We start from the raw sequence: 18,528 nt of genomic DNA, 5'->3' as shown, positions 1-18,528 counted from the left end.
GACGGCAATACTCATCAGGGACTCGTGAACTCAAAAAATGGCGGTAGCCGACATGTTACCTGATGTCAAATTCCACACGGAACGGCATTGAGCCGTAAATCTTCACCACATGCTGCAGTCGAACGACAGCGCGATTACAGAAGTGACGCAAACTTTCCATCAGCAGAACAGCAAGATTATTCACATCAATCCCAACACGATTCCATCGGGTATTGACCGCTCTGCATTTGATGCATGGAAGGCGCGTTACTGGACGAATCGTTCTACTAACTATGGGGCACAATAGGTATGAGCACATCTATAAGTGAAGTCGAAAAAATGATTGCGAGTCATGGTGCCACCGTGAACTTTGGGTCGTCATTTGACGCCGATGGCGATAATTGGATTATCAAGGCGGAAGCCGCGTTGAATCGGGTGTTGCCTGATTCCTAGAAATGGTTCCTAAAAGAATATGCTGGAGAAGAAATTGAAGGAGAGGAAATCTACAGTATTTATGGTATACCATTTGAATCAGTAAATGGTGGGGATGTAGTTTTTCAGCACTTAGCCAATCGTAAAGCTGGCTTGCTTGATGATTTAAAATTGGTAATTAGTGAGACTGATTTAGGGGAGGTATTCTTCTTCGATTAAAACGAATTCCGAAATGGAGAATGTCCTATTTGTTTGCAACTTCCATCTGCTGAATGTGTGCTTTATTCGGATACATTTTATAAATTTCTGTGTAAGCGCATAGCTGTGCATTCTTCGTAATGCTACCTAGGCGCGATTAAAAAATAATTCCGGCCGCTGATTGCTTGTTAATTGTCTAGTCCAATTTTATCGTAGGCGCGTTTAACGAATAACTCCGGCTTTGTGTGCTGTTATTCTTTCAGCGCCCGGATTGGCGTTTTGGTGCAGATGGCACGCTGCGGAATGTGATGATTGTAAAGATTTAGTTAATTGAGTAAAGTCGTCTCCAGATCAGCCCGGCTTTCAAATCGTGTCTGCTGCAACAGCTCGCTGATCCGGCCATTAAATCGCTCAATCATGCCGTTGGTTTAAATTATGGAAATGTCTGAGGTAATTGAAAAACTCACTTTATTTATTGGTGAGAGGGTGAGTATTCTTGGTGTATTCGTTATGAAAAATGAGGTCGGGTATGTTGTGGAAAACGAATCTGATATTGATGACTTGAGAAAAGCAATATTGGTTGACGTGCCGAATTTGAAGAAAATTCTCCTTTCAAAAATTCCAGCATACGGTGGAGGTGAGTTTAGTTACTGCGATGAATCGAAAATAGAAGGAGTTTTGATGCCCTGTTCTGATGCTGTTTTTTCAAGCGCTTTAGTTGATGTTGGACTTTTGGAAGTTTACAAACATGGTGAGGTATGGGGCGCCATTCCATAAAAATCGAGTCCCATTTGATCGTAGACGCGTTTCAAAAATAGTTCTGACCGCTGGCGCTGGCAGACTTTATCGAGTGCATGTCGCCCGCTTTGAGCCTGTGCGCCACCAGCGGCGATCTGAGCCTGAAGGCCGGCACGAAGGCAAGCGGCGCCTTGAGCCTGGTCGGCAGCGGCGTGGTCGATGGCGGTAAGGTCGAGTTGACGGCGACGGGCGACGTCAGCCTGAGCCAGGTGCAGGAAGCGCATTTGTTGGACACCACCAGCCACCGCGAGTGGAAGAGCACGTTCAAAAAGGGCAGCAGCGACAGCGCCGATTACAGCGCGAGCAGCCACGTGGTGGGCGGCAGCGTGACGGGCGCCGACGTGACCGTGCGGGCCGGGCGCGACATCGTCGTCGTCGCCAGCCAACTGACGGCCAGCGATGCGCTGACCTTGGCCGCCGAGCGCGACCTGAGCGTGCTCAGCGCCGAGCAGAGCGGCAGCGAGCGGCACAGCTCGGAAGTCAAGCAAAGCGGCTTCAGCCTGAACCTGTCGACCGGCATCGGCTACAGCAAGAGCCAGGACGACAAGAGCGGCAACGGCGACACGGTGCGGCAGATCGGCAGCGTGCTCAGCGGCGGGAGCGTAACGGCCACCAGCGGACGCGACACGCTGGTCAAGGCCAGCACGGTGGTGGCCGACCAGAAGCTCAGCATCGCCGCCAAGGGCGACCTGGGCATCGTCGGCGCGGCCGACCACGACACGGGAGACTACGCCACCAGCAGCAAGAAGTCCGGCTCGATCGGCAGCAACTTCCAGCCGGCCTACGGCAACGTCAAGACCACCACCGACGGCAAGCACGACAACACGACCCAGGTCGGCAGCCAGATCGCCAGCCTGGGCGGCAACGTCGAGTTGAAGGCCGGCGGCCGGTACACGCTTCGACGGCGACACCCATCAGGGACTCCCGAACGCGGGGGGCACACACGCCTTCGTGACAATATGTGTATTTGTCCCCGTTTTTTCTAACTATTATGGAAAAGCTGTCTATCGACAACACGCGCATACGCACACATCCAGCCAAGCAAATCACAGTGGTTTCGGCGCAGCTATGGGCCGGCTCAGCGAAATCCCGGCAGACGGATCGATTTTGTGTCGGCGCCGCCTACATCGAATATCAATTTCTACACCATTGGGGGAATGTCATGCTTGATATATGCTGCTGCATCAAAAAACTGCCGTCTGAGCTTGTCCTATCAGCGAGGCAAATGGCAATTCAGATCAATCCGGAAAACCATGCCGGCTCGGCTTCGATTCCGACGGTGACCGCTGGCGCGGCACTGACGCCTGATCATCTGGCAGTGAAAATCTCACAGTACTGGGGGAAAAACGGCGTTTTCCTGACCGTTGGATTTCTCGACAGCCCGGCCGCCGATCTCAAGAAACGCATCCTTTTCCATATGAATTCCTGGGGCGCGTGGGCCAACGTCAAGTTTGTGGAAAGCGGCGTCTCGCCCCAAGTCCGCATCGCCCGGTTGCCAGGCGGCGGTTATTGGTCCTATTTGGGAACGGACATCTTGTCCATTCCAGCCAGCGAACCGACCATGAATCTTGATAACTTCACGATGAACACCGCGGATTCCGAATTCTACCGTGTCGTCCGGCACGAGACCGGCCACACATTGGGATGTCCGCACGAACACATGCGCGCGGAGATCGTCAACAGGATAGACAAGAACAAAGCCATCGCGTATTTCGGCGCGACACAAGGATGGACTCCGCAGGAAGTCACCGACCAGGTTCTTACGCCCTTGGACAATTCGGCGCTGCTCGCCACGGCCCATAGCGACATCAATTCCATCATGTGCTATTGGCTCCCCGCGTCGATCATGAAGGACAACGTGGCGGTCACGGGCGGGGTCGATATCGACGCCAGTGACGCCACCTTCATCGGCACTGCCTACCCCCATGCGGTGGCGCCCAGCAGCGTATGGCCCAACGGAAAGGTGTATTTTTTCAAAGGCTCGCAGTATGCCCGATATGACGTCAAGGACGACAAGGTGGATCCCGGTTTCCCCAGTCCCATCGCGGGAAAATGGCCGGGCTTCCCGCCGAGTTTCGCCGCCGGCATAGACGCCGTGCTCATGTGGAACAACGGCAAGGCATATTTTTTCAAGGGGACTGAGTACCTCCGCTATGACATCGCCACGGACAAGACCGATCCCAACTACCCCCGGTCTATCGCCGCCAATTGGCCAGGTCTTTGGACTGGTGGCATCGATGCGGGCGTAACCTGGAACAATGGGAAGGCATACTTCTTCAAAGGATCGCAATACATGCGGTACGACATCCTGGCCGATAAGGTGGACAGCGCCTACCCGCGCGCCATCAAGGACGGCTGGCCAGGGTTTCCGCCGAGTTTCGCGGCGGGTATCAACGCGGCGTTTGTATGGAACGATGGAAAGGCCTACTTTTTCAAAGGCAGCCAGTATATCCGCTACGATATCGAGACCGACAAGGTCGATTCTGGCTACCCGAAAGACATCGCCGGGAATTGGCCCGGCCTTTGGCCCAGTTCCATCGACGCCTGATGTCCGGTCTCGCACGGACATCCGCGCGGGACTGTTCTTTTAGGTGAATGACCGTGCGCAAAAACCGCAGGCGGTTGGCGGTTGTTGACGCACGGGATTCGGCCGCATTGCGCGCGGACGATCATTTTTTGCTTAGGCTGGAACAATGGCTGCTTCTACCGAGTCGGCAAACGCGGCGGGCGATCCCTGTCCTGATGGGCCGTTTGAGACCGATGTCGCCAAAATAGGGCGGACCTTGCCATTGCCCGCGCCACAAGTAAAAAGCCAGCACGACGCGAATTTCGCCATCCCGATAGAGATTTCCCGAATTTCCGAAGGAGGTATTTCATTCTCCAAGGGGGGGCTGATGAACGAGGGGATGAGCACTTGGTATGCATTCGACATGGAGCGCCGTGTGTTTGTCGTCGTGCTGGCCAGTGCACGCGACCATCCGCGCGGCATTCCACAAACGGAAAAGCTTAGTCCGGATCAACTGATTCGCCACACGGATGCGGCTGGCTTCAAGCGGGCGGAGTTTGTCACCGCCATCGCCGCCTCGCCTGAGCAGGCCAAGCAATTCGCCTGCCTGGCCAATGCACTCCTCTTGTGTGGATCGGAAGACGGGGCGCTGCCCACCCCGGAAGGCTTGATCAAAAAGTCCTTTTCGTTGGTGTTGCACGGTGGCGCCGTCGACATTGGCAGTGGGCCGAAGACCAGTGAGGTCGTGGGCGAACTTCTGGGCTTCATCCACGGCGCCTTGCAAGGCAGCATCATGACGGGATGATCCGTCCTTGTTGCCGCCGTTGGAAAAGGCGCGTTGTCGAATAGATAATGATGTGAAAAACAAATTACTATTAATTTGCAAGTATTTGATTCACCCGAAATTTCCTGGTTCGCCTTGGAAGTATTCAACTTCATACTATTGCTTTGCAAGTTTTGCCTGCCTGCCTATATTCCAATTCGGAATTATGTCGTATATACAACGCTATTTAGCCCATACCTGTCAAATGTGACAGGTACGCATAATAGAAATTGCTATATAGCAATCTAATCCCTATACTCTTCGCAACGACCGCCGTCTGCATGGCAAACTCCGGTCAAGGTCCTGTACGTGGTCAGCTATTTGCGTATCGAATAATATTGAGTTAATGGAATTGATTCTATTTAAACAATAATGCCGACATTGGCTTTCTTGGCGATATGTTCGATGAATAGTAGTTTGGTGGTTCGGAAGTTATAAGCGCAAAGCTGTTTGATGGATTTGTTTCGCGGCGGCCGGCGGTGCGGATGCTGGGAAAACCTGGTTGCCGTGGTGTCGGCGGGGCGCGAAGTCGAATTGAGGAATATTAGATGATATGGGGTAGATTAGACGAGATTAGCGATGAATATCACAATTTGTACCAAGTGATGTTCTGGGCGTTTCCACCGCAAGAGGCGCCGTGCTTCTCCTCCTTCCTGTACAGTATCCTGGGACCGGAGGGCGGTATCGGCGGCGATCCAGGCTGGTTGATCGAGGAAGTGGACTCTGAACTGACGGAGCGCACCTATGCCGTGTGGACCGACCTGGATGAGCTGTGCAGCGATCCGGAGGAGGTCAACTATACCGAGAAGGAGGTCCGCGCCGCCGCTTGCGACGTGCTGCGCGCCCTGGCCGACGCCTTCCCGGAGCAGGCGACGCACGCCTGGTCGGTGATCGAGCGTTTTCAATTGACCGGCAGCGTGCCGAGCCGTTTTTGGCGCCCGCCGGCGCGCCTGGTTCACTGACCCGGCCCGGGCCACCGTTTCTCGCGGCGGCCGGGCCGCCGTCCAGTCCGCAATACTCTGCAATACCCGTGAAACCTGGTCGAACCCGACCAGGCGTTCGCTCCGCCAAATTGGCGGCCTCGTCAAGCCGCCTGGCGTCCAGCCGCACTTTTCCTTTCCGGCAAAGACAGGGCGCCGCAACATTGTCCACAATCGTTTCCCCGCCTGCGCCAGACGCCGGCATGGCTAACCACGTCCACCGTTCCCGCCGCCGTTCCCGCCGCCGTCCCCGCAGCCATGCCACGGCGCCATTCCCGCTCTGACAACCCGCCAGTAATGCGCGGTTGCGCGTCCTTGTCTGTTGTTTGATATCCAAAAATTGTATACAAAATCGGTTGACAAGGAATCCACACAACGGCAATATCGTTGACATCAGCAGCACATCACGTCTCCATCGCGGCCTGCGGCCGGAGCGCTAGCACAGCAACACAGAACAGATTCCCTGACGCCAGACGCGGCCTTCGCCGCCCGCCTGGCGATGCAATGATTTGATTTGCGCGCGGCCCCGGGTAGGCCTCGCGAGTTGTCCGTAGCACGCACCGCCCACTACCAAAATAATAGATGGAGACACGTTCAATGAATCACTTGCTTTTTCAGGTCGAGGATAGACCGCCGCTGCTCACCACCATCCTGCTGGCCGCCCAGCACATGCTCGCCGCCTTGGGCGGCATCATCGCCGTGCCGCTGGTGGTCGGCGCGGCGCTCAAGTTGCCGGGCGACCAGATCGTCGCCCTGATCAACGCCGCCTTGCTCGGCTCCGGCGTCGTCACCTTTATCCAGTGCAAGGGCGTCGGCCCGGTCGGCATCCGCCTGCCTTGCGTGATGGGCACCAGTTTCGCCTTCGTCGGCGCGGCCATCAGCGTCGGCCTGGAGCACGGCGTGCCGGGCATCCTCGGCTCCTCGCTGGCCGGCTCGGTGGTGATGATCGTCGGTAGTTGCTTCATGCCGCAGATCCGCAAACTGTTCCCCCACGCCGTCACCGGCGTGGTGGTGACGATGATCGGCCTGTCGCTGGTGCCGGTCGCGGTGGACTGGGCGGCGGGCGGCTTCGCCCCCGGCGCCAACTACGGCGCGCCGGCCAATCTGGGCATCGCCGCCTTCGTGCTGCTGACGGTGATCGCGCTGGTGCAGTTCGGCAAGGGCATCATCTCCGCCGCCGCCGTGGTGATCGGCATGTTCATCGGCTACCTGCTGTGCCTGTCATTGGGCATGATCAACTTCAACCCCGTCGAGCAGGCGCAGATCTTCGCCTTGCCGCAGCCGCTGCACTACGGCATGACCTTTCCGATCGCCGGCATCGTCGCCATGGCCGTCGCCTTCCTGGTGACGATGGTCGAGACCACCGGCACCTTCATGGCGCTGGGCAGCGCCACCAACACCAAGATGCGCGGCAAGACCCTGGCGCGCGGCATCCTGTGCGACGGCCTCGGTTCGGCGCTGGCCGCCGTCATGTCCAGCCCGCCGGTGTCGACCTTCGCGCAGAACGTCGGCGTGGTCTCGCTGACCGGCGTGGCCAGCCGCCACGTCGTCGCGCTGACCGGTTGCCTGCTGTTCCTGGCCGGCCTGTTTCCGGTGCTCGGCGCCATCGTCGTGACGATCCCGCAGCCGGTGCTGGGCGGTGCCGGCCTGATGATGTTCGCGATGATCATCTCGGCCGGCGTGCAGCTGCTCAGCAAGGTGGAAAGCACCAAGCGCAACAGCATCATCATGGCGGTGGCGATCGGCTGCGGCCTGGCGGTGACGGTGCGGCCCGAGCTGCTGTCCAAGCTGCCGTCCTTCGTCAAGGAGGTGTTCGGTTCCGGCATCACCGTCGGCGCGCTGGTGGCGGTGATCCTCAACCTGGTGCTGCCCGAGCGTCCGGTCGAGCACGACGAGGACGAAGAGGACGTGCCGCAAGCTTTCCTGACGGCGGAGCTGGAAGCCGCTTAAACTAGCGCTTGCTTTGCCCTCCCGCGCCGGCGCGCCATCGCCGGCGCGGGATTTTCACATTGTTTCCGCAGTGCGCGTGCATTGTTTCCGCAGTGTTTTTTCATTCCTTTTCTTTAACACACAAAATGACTAAGACCCTCTTGATCAAGAATGCCCGCGTGCTGGTGACCATGGACGAGCAGCGGCGCGAAATCGCCGACGGCGCCGTCTTCATCCGCGACAACGTGATCGTCCAGGTCGGCAGCACGGCCGAGCTGCCGCAGCAGGCCGACGAGATCATCGACGCCGCCAACCACGTCGTGCTGCCGGGGCTGATCAACACCCACCACCATATGTACCAGAGCCTGACGCGGGTGATCCCGGCGGCGCAGAACGGCGAGCTGTTCAACTGGTTGACCAATCTGTATCCGATCTGGGCCAATCTGAGCGCCGAAATGGTGCACGTGTCGACGCTGACGGCGATGTCCGAGCTGATCCTGTCCGGCTGCACCACCAGCAGCGACCACCTGTACATCTACCCGAACGACTGCAAGCTGGACGACAGCATCGCGGCGGCGCGCCAGATCGGCATGCGCTTCCACGCCGCGCGCGGCGCGATGAGCGTGGGCCAGTCGAAAGGCGGCCTGCCGCCCGATTGCGTGGTGGAGAGCGAGGCGGCGATCCTCAAGGACACCCAGCGCCTGATCGAGAGCTACCACGACAGCGGCCGCTACGCCATGCAGCGCATCGTCGTCGCGCCGTGCTCGCCGTTCTCGGTGTCGCGCGATTTGATGAAGGAGGCGGCCGGCATGGCGCGCAGCTTCGGCGTGTCGCTGCACACCCACCTGGCCGAGAACGCCAACGACATCGCCTACAGCCGCGAGAAGTTCAACATGACGCCGGCCGAGTACGCCGAGGACTGCGGCTGGGTCGGCCCCGACGTCTGGCACGCCCACTGCGTGCAACTGGACGACGACGGCATCCACATGTTCGGCCGCACCGGCACCGGCATCGCCCACTGCCCGTGCTCGAACATGCGCCTGGCCTCCGGCATCGCGCCGATCCGCAAGATGATCGACCAGGGCGTATCGGTCGGGCTGGGCGTGGACGGTTGCGCCTCGAACGACTCGGGCCACATGCTGGGCGAGGTGCGCCAGGCCATGCTGTTGCAGCGGGTCGGCTTCGGACCGGATGCCATGACGGCGCGCCAGGCGCTGGAGATGGCCACCCTGGGCGGCGCCAAGGTGTTGAATCGCGACGATATCGGCGCGCTCAAGCCGGGCATGGCGGCCGACATCGTCATGTTCAAGCTCGACCAGATCGGCTTCGCCGGCGCCTTGCACGACCCGGTGGCGGCGCTGGTGTTCTGCACGCCGGCCAACGTGTCGCACAGCATCATCAACGGCAAGGTGGTGGTGCGCGACGGCCAGTTGTGCACGCTCGACCTGCCGCTGGTGATCGAGCGCCACAACGAACTGGCGCGCATCCTCGCGCTGGCGACCGGCACCCGCGCGGCCTAGCCGCAACCGCGAACAGCGCCGACGGCGGCAGCGGTCGCAGCAGTCGAGGTTTGCAGCGGCCGCAGCAGTCGGGGTCAGTGCCGACATTCGGACATTCATGCGGTGAATGTCCGAATGTCGGCACTGACCCCGCTGGCTGACCCCGCTGGCTGGGTTCCGGCTGGGGCTGCCCTCGCTGGAGTTACATCAGCAGGGCGGTGACGAGGTCGCGCTTGCCTTCGCTGACGCTGCCGTCGAAGCGCAACGCGGCTTCGACGTGGCTGAGGTGGTGCAGCATCAGGCTGGCGGCCTTGTCGGCGTCGCCGGCCTTGGCCGCTTCCAGGAAGGCGGCGTGCTCGTCGGACGAGCAGACGGCGTCGCGGTCGGACTGGTACAGCATGGTGATCAGCGAGCTGCGGCCGACCAGCTCGTGGACGATCTCTTTCAACACGTGGTTGCCGACCACTTCGGCCAGCATCACGTGGAAATCGCCCAGCAGCTGCGAGCGCACCTTGGTGTTGACCTGGGCCAGCGCGGCGCGCTCGGCCTTCAAGTGCTTCTCCAGCGCCTTGTAGTCGGCCGGCCGCGCCTTGGCGACGAATTCGCGCGCCAAGGCCGCCTCGATGATGCGGCGGGCGGCGAAGATCTCGCGCGACTCGGTCTCGCTGGGCTGGCTGACGAAGGCGCCCTTGTCGGGCACGATCTGGATCAGTTTGTCCTTCGACAAAATCAGCAGGGCGGCGCGGATCTTGGTGCGGCTGACCGAGTACAGCCGGCCCAGCGCCTCTTCGCGCAGTTTGGTGCCGGGTGGCAGTTGCCGGGCGGCGATGGCCTCGGCGATGCTGTTGGCGATCTCATTCGAGCTGTCGCCGCCGCTGCCGCGTTCCGGCGTCGCTGCGATTGGATGGGTCATAGGTGCTGGAGCGAAAATCCTGGGTAAGGTCGGCCGTCCGGATTCGTGCATTTTCGTATCGAAATGCCTGCGAAAGCGGATGGCGCAATGATACCTCGGCAAGGCCGGCTTGACCATGCCGCCGGCACGCCAAACCAAGCCAAGCCAAACCAAGCCAGGCCAGCCCCGGTCGACCGGCAACCATCACTTTTGACACGCCAGCTCGGCCGAAAAGTCGGCCAGCGAAACGTGGCGGCCCACCTTCACCCGTTCGAGGAAGCTGGCGTCGTGTGACACCAGCAGCAACGCGCCCTGGTACTGGTTGAGGATGTCCTCCAGCGCGACCAGGCTGGCCAGGTCCAAGTGGTTGCTCGGTTCGTCGAGCAGCAGCAATTGCGGTGGCGTGCTCGACATCAACACGCAGGCCAGACCGGCGCGTATTCGTTCGCCGCCGCTGAGTTGGCCGGCCAGCTTTTGCGCATCCTTGTTGCGGAATTTGAGTTGCGCCAGGGCGTGGTGGCAGTCGTGGTGCGACAGGTCGGCGTTGATGCGCTGGAAATTCTCCAGCACGCTCTGTTGCGGCCACAGCATGCCGATGTCCTGGCTCAAATAGTTCCATTGCGCCACGCCGATCGACGCCGTGCCCCGCGTCGGCGTCAGCTCGGCGCAGATGAGCTTGAGCAGCGTGCTCTTGCCGACGCCGTTGCGGCCGATCAGGGCGACGCGCTCCGGCCCGACCATCGTCAAGTCCAGCCCGTCGAACAGGGCGCGCTCGGCGCCCGGATGGCGGTAGCCCAGGGCCTCGACCGTCAGCACAACCTTGCCGTTCGGCACAGAGGTCTTGGGCAGGACGACACGGATCGCCTCCTTGACCTCGCGCATTTGTTTGGCGTTGTCGAGGCGGTTGCCGGCCGAGGCGAGCATGCGCTCCTCCAGGTTGCTCATGCGGCCGATGGTCTTTTCGGCCCGGCCGCGCTTGGCGTTGGCCGAGATGCGGTCGATGTGGCCGTCGAGAAACAGCTTGCGGCCGACCGAACTCTTCTTGTCGAAGGCTTCCTGCGCCTGTTGCGCGGCGCGCTGGGCCTTCTTGCAGTCTTGTTTGGCGTCCTCGTATTGTCGTTCGACGGCGTTGTCCTTGAGCCTTTTCTGCTCGGCGAAAGCGTCGAAGTTTCCGCCGTAGACGTTCACCCCCATGCTGCTGAGCTCGATGATTTCGTCGCATTGCCGCAGCAGGGTGCGGTCGTGGCTGACCATCAGCAGGCCCATCTCCGCGTTGGCGACGAAATCGTACAGGCTCCGCCGGGCGTGGATGTCGAGGTTGTTGGTCGGCTCGTCGAACAGCAGGAAATCGGCCTGGCTGAGGATGGCGCGCACCAGCAGCAGCCGGGTTTTCTGGCCGGCGCTCAGCGCGGCGAAGGGGCGCTCCATCTCCAGTTGGGCCAGGTCGTATTGTTCCAGCCGCAGGCGCAGGTTGCGCTCGACGTCCCAGTCGTCGTTGAGCAGGTCGAAATCGGCCTGCGCCAGGCCGCCGCCGGCGATGCGGCGCAGCGCGGCGATCTTGTCGGCCAGGCCGAGCACCCCGGCCACCGTTGCCGCTTCGAAGCCCTGCTGGTCCTGCGGGCAGTAACAGATGCTGGCCGACAGCGCGACCGAGCCGGACTGTGGACGCAGCCTGCCGGCCAGCATCTTGAGCAGCGTGCTCTTGCCGCTGCCGTTGTCACCGATGATGCCGATCTTGCGCTGGTAAAAGGTATGGGTGAAGTCGTCGATGTTCACGGCAGTGCCGTCGATGCGGTAGCTGGCGTTGTAGGTGGCGATGGCGGTGGTGTTATGCATAATAGCTTGTGCGCAGTCTCAGGTTGGCGAGGTCGGCGTGCCGCTGCAATGCCTTGGCCGGGCGATGGCCGGGCGTGAGGCGTCGACTCTGTCGAATGAGGCGGATAGGCGGGTGCTGCCGGTCTAGCGTGGTGCGGATCGGGAAGCGGCCGTGGCCGTGGTAAGGGACGGCGTGGCGCTACTCGATGCGGGCTGGCAGCGTGGGCTGCCGGGAGGGGGATTGCGGGGCCGTCATGGCGCGCGCCGCGCCGCGTGTTGCCACGGTGGCGGTCGGGTCAATCAGCTGAGTCGCAATTTACTGGTTTTTCATGGCGTGCGCCGGGTGTTGGTTGGTTCTGCGGCAATGTTACGCGAAATTTACTGCGGACGCCAGCGCCGCATCTGCTTGCCCGGCCGGAACGTTTCAGCCTCTATAATCTGCGCATGAAAAAAAGCCTACTCCGCAGTGTGCTAATGATCCTGGCCTCTTTGCTGCTGCTGTTGTTGACCGGCTGGGGCGCGCTGGCCTTGTGGTTCCAACTGCCCGCCGGCGCGGCGGCGCGCTGGGCGGCGCTGGCCGTGTGGGTGGCGGCCGGCATGGCGACGCTCATCTGCTGGTGGCGCGGCGGGCGGGCGCGGGTCTTGCTGCCCTGGTTGCTGGCGTTCGCCTTGCTGCTGGCCTGGTGGAGTACCATCGCGCCGGCGCAGCAACGCAATTGGGCCGCCGACGTCGACCGCATGGCCGGCGGCAGGGTCGACGGCGGCATCGTCACGCTGGCCCAGGTGCGCAATTTCGACTGGCGCAGCGACGCCGACTTCACCCAGCGTTGGGAGCAGCGGCGCTACGACCTGGACCGGTTGCGCTCGGTCGACGTGGCGCTGTCGTATTGGATGGGACCGGCCATCGCCCACACCCTGGTGTCGTTCGGCTTCGACGACGGCCGTTACCTGACCTTTTCCATCGAGATACGCAAGGAGCGCGGCGAGAGCTTCTCGGCCCTGGCCGGATTTTTCAAGCGTTACGAGACGGTGCTGGTGGCGGCCGACGAGCGCGACATCCTGTGGGTGCGCACCAACGTGCGCGGCGAGGACATGTATTTGTATCGCTTGAAGATGGCGCCGGCGGCGATGCGCTCCCTGTTCCTGGCCTATCTGGACGAGGGCGCCCAGTTGCGCCGCGCGCCGCGCTTCTACAACACGCTGACGGCGAACTGCACCACCATCGTCTTCGAGATGGCGCGGCGCATCGATCCCGGCCTGCCGTTCGACTGGCGCCTGCTGGCTTCGGGGTATCTGGATCGTTATCTGTTCGACATCGGCGCGCTGGCCGGTTCGGCCGAATTCGCCCGTCTGCGCGAGACGGCGCACATCACGGCGAGGGCGCGCGCGGCGGATAAGTCGGAGGATTTTTCGGCGAGCATCCGGCGCTGACGCCCGAGGGCGGCGGGCCGGAGTGGTGGTGGAAGCTGGTTGCGGACGGCTTAGCGGTAGAAGGCTTCGACCTTGCCCTTCAGTTTGATCAGCATCGGCTGACCCTTGCGGTCCAGCGCCTTGCCGGCGGGAACGCGAATCCAGCCTTCGCTGATGCAATATTCTTCAACGTCCAAACGCTCTTTGTCGTTCAGTTTGATGGCCACTTCGCGTTCGAAGGCGCTCGGCAGGTGGAAAGGGCTGCGCGGGTCGATCGACAGGCGGTCAGGCAATGGGGGGAGGGTGGTGGTATCGTTCATGGGCATCAATTATCCTCTAGAAAACCAATCAATACAACGGTCTAATCAGGCACGTGGATGCGCGCCTTGATGTGCTTGAGGTTGGCGACGATGGTGAAGGTCATGATGACCAGCAGCGACCAGGAGCTCCATTTGCTCACGTGCACGGCCGACCAGGCGCCCAGCTGGTTCGGGTAGCGCCACACGCCCCAGAAGGTGCTGATGTTCTCGGCCAGCCAGATGAAGAAGCCGATCAGCACGAAGGCCAGCGGCAGCGGCATGACGCGGTCGCGGTCGAGCGGGCGGAAGATCACGCTGGTGCGGGCGTACAGGCCCAGCGCGCAGGCGGCCAGATACCAGCGGTAGTCGCCGATGTAGTGGTGGCTGAAGAAGTTGGCGTAGATCAGCACGGCGATCAGGATCGCCATCCAGTACGGCGGATGGTGGCGGATGCGCAAATCCTGCAGGCGCCAGGCTTGGATGATGTAGCTGCCGACGGCGGCGTACATGAAGCCGGAGAACAGCGGCACGCCCATCACCTTGCTGTGGGCGAAGTCCGGATAGCTCCACGACTGGATGCCGGACGACACCTTGAATACTTCCAGCGCGAAGCCGACCAGGTGGAACAGGCTGACGGCCTTCAGTTCGTCCCAGGTTTCCAGTCCGGCCCAGACCATCCACAACTGGATGGCGACGGCGGCGATCAGCAGGGCGTCGTAGCGGGGCAGGCCGAACAGGCCGGCGCGCGGCAGCAGGATCACGGCGCCGAAGAACAAGCCGACGAACAGGCAGGCGCGGGCCTGCTTGACGCCGAAATACAGGAATTCGGTGATGAAACGTTGCCATCCGCTCAGTTGCGGATAGGCGGTGTTGCGCAGCAGATGCTGGTCCAGGGCTGGCAGGAACATGGGCGATGGCGGGACTGGGGCCGGCGCGCAGCGGGCGTGCGGACGGCCTGGGTGAGGGACCGATATCGAAACAGGTATTAAAAATAGCTTTTCAATATCGGAAATCGAATGGGCGTTCTAGTGGACCTTGGGCTTTTCTTCCTGCACCAGGATGAAGGGATGCACCACCGCCGCCCATAGTGCGGCGTCGGCGGCCAGCCAGGCTTCGGCCTGCTGGTCGGTGACCTTGCCGAGCAGGCCGGCGCCCATCCACTGGCTGATGTTGGCCTTGTCGTCGTGCGAGATGCGCACGGCGACGTCGACCAGGTCGAGGCTGCTGGCGACCCACACCACGCTGCCGGAGGCGAAGTGCTTGAGCAGCTCGGTCCAGGGCAGGCGCGCCGTTTCGCTGTTGATCTTGAGGCGGAGGTCGGTGTCGTTTTCTGGCTTGGTCTGCATAATTGGATCGAAAAATGGTCAAAAGGTGCCGGCCGCGGCGGCCGCGTTCAGACGATGTCGACGCGCGGCGTCGGCGAACCCGCCCATGTTAACCGATACACCTTGTCTTTGCGAACATTGCCCACCAGCGCGGGGCGGAAGCAGGCCAGGTTGGTGCCGCCGGGCCGCCGCACGCTGGGGAAGACCAGGCCCATCGAGCCGCCGTCGAGCAGCAGCCCGGCCAGCTGCTGCGAGCCGACATAGCTGCTCGGCAAGAGGCAGTGGCCGAAGTGGGCTTGGCCGCGCAGGTCGTGGAAGTGGGCGCTGAAGTCGGCCAGCATCAGCTGGTAGGGCACGCTGTCGTCGAAGCGGTCGATCTCGGCGTATTCGACGGTCTTGTGGAAGATCACCTCGGCCAGCGCGGTGTCGGCGTCGAAGGCGCAGTACCAGGCGCCGCGTTCGCCGTCGTTGAAGCGGCTGCCCTCGGGGCGGGCGTAGGTGAAGGCGGCGTTGATGATGCGGAAATTGGGCACGCCGAACACCAGCTCGTCGACGCCGATGCCGGCGCTGCCGCCGTACTGGGCGCGCAGGCGCTCATTGGTGGCGTTGTCCAGATCGAACAGGTCCTGCAAGTGGGCGTCGTTTTCGGCCAGCGGGGTCAACACCGAGTCGTCCAGGTCGGCGAAGCGCGACGGCAGCAGGCGGCAGGTGTCGATCTGGCGCAGCAGGATCAGCGGCGGGATCGGGCTGAGCGGCAAGTCACAGTCCTCCGCGGCGGGCGTCGAGCAGCTTGCGCACGGTCTGCATGGCCAGCAGGCCGCCGGCCAGCATGTTCGCCAAGGGTGTGCGGCCGCCGAAGATGATGTTTTTGTTGGGCAGGCCGATCCACTCATCGGCCAGCTGGTCGCCGTACAGGATGTGCAAGGCCTTGTAGATGCCGAGCAGGTAGGAAATGCGCGTGATGCGGTCGACCTCGAGCAGCCGGTCGGGGTTCTTCTTCCATTCGTAGAAGGCGCTGCTGGACAGGCCGCCGAGCAGTTCGCGGGCGTCGTCGTCGCGCAACTGCCAGGCCGCCGCCAGCTTGAAGAAGCCGATCAGCGCGGACTTGGACAGGCGCTCGCGCTCGGCCTTGGCGTTCAGGTCGACCAGCACCGTCGGCTCGAAGCGACTCTTGGGGTAGGCGTAGGCAAGGTTCATGGTTCCCTCCGTTTATGGAATAGTTATACTCCTTTTTTGGATGAAAGGCAAACGTCCGCGTTGGTGTTGGTGTTGGCGTCGTCGGCGGCGGCGGCCGGGAAGCGCACCTCGACGCCCAGGCCGGCGCCGTCCAGGCCCTCGTCCAGGCGCACGCTGGCGCCGTGGGTCTCGGCGATGCGCTCGACGATGGACAGGCCCAGGCCGCTGCCGGACTGCTTGGCGTCGGCCAGGCGGAAGAAGCGCTCGAAGACGCGCTCGCGCATGGCCGGCGCGATGCCTGGGCCGTTGTCGGCCACGCGCAGGCAGACCTGGGCGCCGTCGCGGGCGCATGACAGGCGCACCGTGCCGCCGGCCGGCGTGTAGCGCAGCGCGTTGTCGACCAGGTTGCGGGCGAGGATTTGCACGCCGGCCTGGCTGATCCGGCACGGCGCCGCCTGCAGCTCGGTTTGCAGCGCGACCCGGCACCGTTCGGCTTGCGCCCGCCAGGCCGGCAACTGGCCGGCCAGCACGGCGGCCAGGTCGTGCTCGGCCAGGTCGTCGGCCTGGCGGTATTGCGGGTCGAGGCGCGACAGCGTCAGCAACTGGTCGACCAGGCGGCCGGCGCGCTCGACGCTGACGCCGAGGCCGCCGATGAACTCGTCGCGCTCGGCGTCGCTGCGGGCGCGCTCGATCACCTGCAGATTGGTCTTGATGGCCGCCAGCGGCGTGCGCAGCTCGTGCGCGGCGTCGGCGGTGAAGCGCTGCTCGTGTTCCATGCTGCGGCGCAGCCGCTCGAACAGGCGGTTGATGGCCAGCAGCAGGGGATGCACCTCGTCCGGCGCGCCGGCCAGGCCGACGTCGGCCAGGTCGTTGGGCGTGCGGCGCGACACCTCGTCCGCCAAGCGGCGCAGCGCGCGGAAGGCGCGGTTGACGCTCCAGCGTATCGTCAGCGTGGCCAGCGCCGCCAGCAGCAGGGCGAAGCCGAGCAGCTTGTAGGCGAAGCGGCCGCTGATGTCCTTGCGGTGGCGCAGCGGTTCGGCCAGTTGGATCTGCAGGCGGTGGCTGTCGTTCCAGCTGGTGTAGACGCGCCAGCGCGCGCCGTCGACGTTGGCCCAGCCGAAGCCGGCGGCGCCGGGCGGGGCGAAGGCGGCGTCGGGCGCGCCGACGTTCTTGTACAGCAGGCGCGGCTCGGCGTTCCAGATCTGGAACAGCAGGTATTGGCGGTGGTTGCGGTTGTCCGGCACGGCCATCGCCAACGGCGTGCCGGCGGCGTGCTCCTGCACCTCGTGGTCGGCCAGCGACAGCAGCAGGTGGGCCGTCTCGGCCAGCGATTGGTCGAACAGCTCCTGGCTTTCGCGGTCGGCCTCGAGGTAGACGATGAGGGCGCTCAGCCCCCACAGCGCCAGCGTCAGGCCGAGCAGCCAGGCCAGCAGCGTGCGGCGCAGCGACCAGGGCGCGGCGCGCGCGCTCATGCGGCGTCGGCGTCGGCGGCCGGCTTGTCGATGCTGTAGCCGACCGCGTGCACGGTGCGGATCAGCGCCTTGCCCAGCTTGCGGCGCAGGTGGTGGATGTGCACCTGCACGGCGTTGCTCTCGACCTCCTCGCCCCAGCCGTACAGGCTTTCCTCCAGTTGTTCGCGGCTGAGCACGCGGCCGCGCTGTTCGACCAGCATCAGCAGGATGCTGAACTCCTTGCTGGTCAGCGGCACCGGCTGGCCGGCCTGCTGCACCTGGCGGTCGGCCACGTCGATGACGATATCGCCGTGCACCAGTTGCTCGCGCAGGCGGCCGGCGGCGCGGCGGCAGGCGCTGCGCACGCGCGCGGCCAGCTCGTCGAGGTCGAAGGGCTTGATGATAAAGTCGTCGGCGCCGCCATCGAGGCCGGCGATGCGGTCGGGGATCTGGTCGCGCGCGGTGACGATCAGGATGGCGCCGTCGTAGCCGTTGCGGCGCAGCTGGTCCAAGGCCTGCATGCCGTCCTGGCCCGGCAGGCCGAGGTCGAGCAGCAGGCAGGCGTAGCGGTGCAGACGCACCGCCGTGTGCGCGCTTTCGGCCGACCGCACCCAGTCGACGGCGTAGCCGGCCTGCTCCAGGCCGATCTGGGTGGCCCGTCCCAGTTGGGGGTCGTCCTCGGTCAACAGTATGCGCACGCCCGGCTCCTTGGCTGTTTGATCGGATTGGATGGTAGGCGGCAGTTGTTAAGAACTTCTTAATGTCTTGATTCCACCATCGGCGCCATTGACCACTCTTGCAAAGCGTCGCGCCATGTCGCCATCCACTCCGTATCTTAACCGCTGCCATAACGCCTGCCTTAGCCGCCGCCGTTTGCGCCGCGTGCCCCTGCTTCTGCTGTTGGCAGGTTTGTTGACGACGGCGGCGGCCGCGCCGGCCGTGCCGGAGCAGTTGCGCGTCAATTCCGCGCAGATCGCCAGGGCCGGCATCGCCACCACGCCGGCACTGGCCGCGGT

The 18,528-nt window shown here is 62.7% G+C and carries 17 protein-coding genes and 3 pseudogenes; 9 read left to right on the top strand and 11 right to left on the bottom strand.

From position 1 onward, the window contains the following. Positions 1–106: 106 nt before the first annotated feature. Positions 107–286 (top strand): annotated as a pseudogene (locus H7U20_RS07615) (HNH/ENDO VII family nuclease); the annotation flags it as partial. Between the two features lie 511 nt (positions 287–797). On the opposite strand, the pseudogene H7U20_RS30135 reads toward H7U20_RS07615, so the two are convergent. Next, positions 798–1,037 (bottom strand): annotated as a pseudogene (locus H7U20_RS30135) (integrase core domain-containing protein); the annotation flags it as partial. A gap of 7 nt (positions 1,038–1,044) precedes the next feature. On the opposite strand from H7U20_RS30135, the gene H7U20_RS07610 reads away from it, so the two are divergent. The 7 genes from H7U20_RS07610 to H7U20_RS07580 all read left to right on the top strand — a co-directional run bounded on the left by H7U20_RS07610 (position 1,045) and on the right by H7U20_RS07580 (position 9,165). Beyond that, a complete protein-coding gene (locus tag H7U20_RS07610; RefSeq protein ID WP_199518995.1) occupies positions 1,045–1,386 on the top strand; it encodes a hypothetical protein in 342 nt (113 codons plus the stop codon). Positions 1,387–1,463: 77 nt separating this feature from the next. Next, the gene (locus H7U20_RS07605; RefSeq protein WP_199518994.1) at positions 1,464–2,393 is read left to right on the top strand and encodes a hemagglutinin repeat-containing protein; all 930 of its coding nucleotides are present in this window, start codon (positions 1,464–1,466) and stop codon (positions 2,391–2,393) included. Positions 2,394–2,398: 5 nt separating this feature from the next. After that, the gene (locus tag H7U20_RS07600; RefSeq protein WP_199518993.1) at positions 2,399–3,955 is read left to right on the top strand and encodes a hemopexin repeat-containing protein; all 1,557 of its coding nucleotides are present in this window, start codon (positions 2,399–2,401) and stop codon (positions 3,953–3,955) included. A 145-nt stretch (positions 3,956–4,100) separates the two neighbouring features. Then, positions 4,101–4,718: a hypothetical protein gene (locus tag H7U20_RS07595; protein WP_199518992.1), complete on the top strand. Its 618-nt coding sequence runs from the start codon at positions 4,101–4,103 to the stop codon at positions 4,716–4,718. Positions 4,719–5,284: 566 nt separating this feature from the next. After that, the gene (locus tag H7U20_RS07590) at positions 5,285–5,698 is read left to right on the top strand and encodes a hypothetical protein (protein ID WP_199518991.1); all 414 of its coding nucleotides are present in this window, start codon (positions 5,285–5,287) and stop codon (positions 5,696–5,698) included. A gap of 615 nt (positions 5,699–6,313) precedes the next feature. Further along, positions 6,314–7,666 carry a uracil-xanthine permease family protein gene (locus H7U20_RS07585; protein WP_199518990.1) on the top strand — a complete coding sequence of 451 codons (1,353 nt, stop codon included), beginning with the start codon at positions 6,314–6,316 and terminating at the stop codon, positions 7,664–7,666. 125 nt (positions 7,667–7,791) lie between these two features. After that, positions 7,792–9,165 carry an 8-oxoguanine deaminase gene (locus H7U20_RS07580; protein ID WP_199518989.1) on the top strand — a complete coding sequence of 458 codons (1,374 nt, stop codon included), beginning with the start codon at positions 7,792–7,794 and terminating at the stop codon, positions 9,163–9,165. A 181-nt stretch (positions 9,166–9,346) separates the two neighbouring features. Here the strand turns inward: H7U20_RS07580 and H7U20_RS07575 are convergent, their stop codons facing one another. The 3 genes and pseudogenes from H7U20_RS07575 to H7U20_RS31085 all read right to left on the bottom strand — a co-directional run. Beyond that, complete coding sequence (locus H7U20_RS07575; protein WP_199518988.1) at positions 9,347–10,057, bottom strand: GntR family transcriptional regulator; 711 nt, start codon at positions 10,055–10,057, stop codon at positions 9,347–9,349. Between the two features lie 183 nt (positions 10,058–10,240). Next, positions 10,241–11,722, bottom strand: a complete 1,482-nt coding sequence (locus H7U20_RS07570) for an ABC-F family ATP-binding cassette domain-containing protein (protein ID WP_458351866.1) — start codon at positions 11,720–11,722, stop codon at positions 10,241–10,243. Next, positions 11,698–11,773: pseudogene (locus H7U20_RS31085) on the bottom strand (ATP-binding cassette domain-containing protein); the annotation flags it as partial. The pseudogene H7U20_RS31085 and the gene H7U20_RS07570, both read right to left, overlap by 25 nt. A gap of 522 nt (positions 11,774–12,295) precedes the next feature. On the opposite strand from H7U20_RS31085, the gene H7U20_RS07565 reads away from it, so the two are divergent. Next, positions 12,296–13,282 (top strand): Lnb N-terminal periplasmic domain-containing protein, encoded by a 987-nt coding sequence (locus H7U20_RS07565; RefSeq protein WP_199518986.1) that lies wholly within the window; start codon positions 12,296–12,298, stop codon positions 13,280–13,282. A gap of 50 nt (positions 13,283–13,332) precedes the next feature. On the opposite strand, the gene H7U20_RS07560 is transcribed toward H7U20_RS07565, so the two are convergent. The 7 genes from H7U20_RS07560 to H7U20_RS07530 form a co-directional block, all read right to left on the bottom strand. Beyond that, a complete protein-coding gene (locus tag H7U20_RS07560) occupies positions 13,333–13,581 on the bottom strand; it encodes a DUF3297 family protein (RefSeq protein WP_093390078.1) in 249 nt (82 codons plus the stop codon). A 41-nt stretch (positions 13,582–13,622) separates the two neighbouring features. Continuing rightward, positions 13,623–14,468, bottom strand: coding sequence for a DUF817 domain-containing protein (locus H7U20_RS07555; RefSeq protein WP_199518985.1), 846 nt, complete (start codon positions 14,466–14,468; stop codon positions 13,623–13,625). Positions 14,469–14,585: 117 nt separating this feature from the next. Next, positions 14,586–14,906 (bottom strand): DUF2288 domain-containing protein, encoded by a 321-nt coding sequence (locus tag H7U20_RS07550; RefSeq protein ID WP_199518984.1) that lies wholly within the window; start codon positions 14,904–14,906, stop codon positions 14,586–14,588. A 47-nt stretch (positions 14,907–14,953) separates the two neighbouring features. Further along, entirely contained in the window at positions 14,954–15,643 is a 690-nt protein-coding gene (locus tag H7U20_RS07545) for an RES family NAD+ phosphorylase (protein WP_199518983.1), read from the bottom strand. Position 15,644: 1 nt separating this feature from the next. Next, entirely contained in the window at positions 15,645–16,082 is a 438-nt protein-coding gene (locus H7U20_RS07540) for an antitoxin Xre-like helix-turn-helix domain-containing protein (protein WP_199518982.1), read from the bottom strand. 23 nt (positions 16,083–16,105) lie between these two features. Continuing rightward, on the bottom strand, positions 16,106–17,533 hold the full coding sequence (locus H7U20_RS07535; RefSeq protein WP_199518981.1) for an ATP-binding protein: 1,428 nt from the start codon (positions 17,531–17,533) through the stop codon (positions 16,106–16,108). Further along, positions 17,530–18,210: a response regulator gene (locus H7U20_RS07530; protein ID WP_199518980.1), complete on the bottom strand. Its 681-nt coding sequence runs from the start codon at positions 18,208–18,210 to the stop codon at positions 17,530–17,532. Before H7U20_RS07530 ends, H7U20_RS07535 begins: the two co-directional genes overlap by 4 nt. Between the last annotated feature and the right edge of the window lie 318 nt (positions 18,211–18,528).

The organism is Rugamonas violacea, assembly GCF_016461825.1.
Classification (GTDB): Bacteria; Pseudomonadota; Gammaproteobacteria; order Burkholderiales; family Burkholderiaceae_D; genus Rugamonas.
This window is presented reverse-complemented; position numbering and strand designations above follow the sequence as displayed.

What these genes read in the sequence shown, in the direction of transcription:
- H7U20_RS07575 (WP_199518988.1), bottom strand. Translation starts at nt 10,057, where the DNA reads ATGACCCATCCAATCGCAGCGACGCCGGAACGCGGCAGCGGCGGCGAC.
- H7U20_RS07570 (WP_458351866.1), bottom strand. Translation starts at nt 11,722, where the DNA reads ATGCTGGCCGGCAGGCTGCGTCCACAGTCCGGCTCGGTCGCGCTGTCG.
- H7U20_RS07605 (WP_199518994.1), top strand. Translation starts at nt 1,464, where the DNA reads ATGTCGCCCGCTTTGAGCCTGTGCGCCACCAGCGGCGATCTGAGCCTG.
- H7U20_RS07550 (WP_199518984.1), bottom strand. Translation starts at nt 14,906, where the DNA reads ATGCAGACCAAGCCAGAAAACGACACCGACCTCCGCCTCAAGATCAAC.
- H7U20_RS07585 (WP_199518990.1), top strand. Translation starts at nt 6,314, where the DNA reads ATGAATCACTTGCTTTTTCAGGTCGAGGATAGACCGCCGCTGCTCACC.
- H7U20_RS07535 (WP_199518981.1), bottom strand. Translation starts at nt 17,533, where the DNA reads ATGAGCGCGCGCGCCGCGCCCTGGTCGCTGCGCCGCACGCTGCTGGCC.
- H7U20_RS07580 (WP_199518989.1), top strand. Translation starts at nt 7,792, where the DNA reads ATGACTAAGACCCTCTTGATCAAGAATGCCCGCGTGCTGGTGACCATG.
- H7U20_RS07565 (WP_199518986.1), top strand. Translation starts at nt 12,296, where the DNA reads ATGAAAAAAAGCCTACTCCGCAGTGTGCTAATGATCCTGGCCTCTTTG.
- H7U20_RS07600 (WP_199518993.1), top strand. Translation starts at nt 2,399, where the DNA reads ATGGAAAAGCTGTCTATCGACAACACGCGCATACGCACACATCCAGCC.
- H7U20_RS07540 (WP_199518982.1), bottom strand. Translation starts at nt 16,082, where the DNA reads ATGAACCTTGCCTACGCCTACCCCAAGAGTCGCTTCGAGCCGACGGTG.
- H7U20_RS07560 (WP_093390078.1), bottom strand. Translation starts at nt 13,581, where the DNA reads ATGAACGATACCACCACCCTCCCCCCATTGCCTGACCGCCTGTCGATC.
- H7U20_RS07590 (WP_199518991.1), top strand. Translation starts at nt 5,285, where the DNA reads ATGATATGGGGTAGATTAGACGAGATTAGCGATGAATATCACAATTTG.
- H7U20_RS07610 (WP_199518995.1), top strand. Translation starts at nt 1,045, where the DNA reads ATGGAAATGTCTGAGGTAATTGAAAAACTCACTTTATTTATTGGTGAG.
- H7U20_RS07555 (WP_199518985.1), bottom strand. Translation starts at nt 14,468, where the DNA reads ATGTTCCTGCCAGCCCTGGACCAGCATCTGCTGCGCAACACCGCCTAT.
- H7U20_RS07595 (WP_199518992.1), top strand. Translation starts at nt 4,101, where the DNA reads ATGGCTGCTTCTACCGAGTCGGCAAACGCGGCGGGCGATCCCTGTCCT.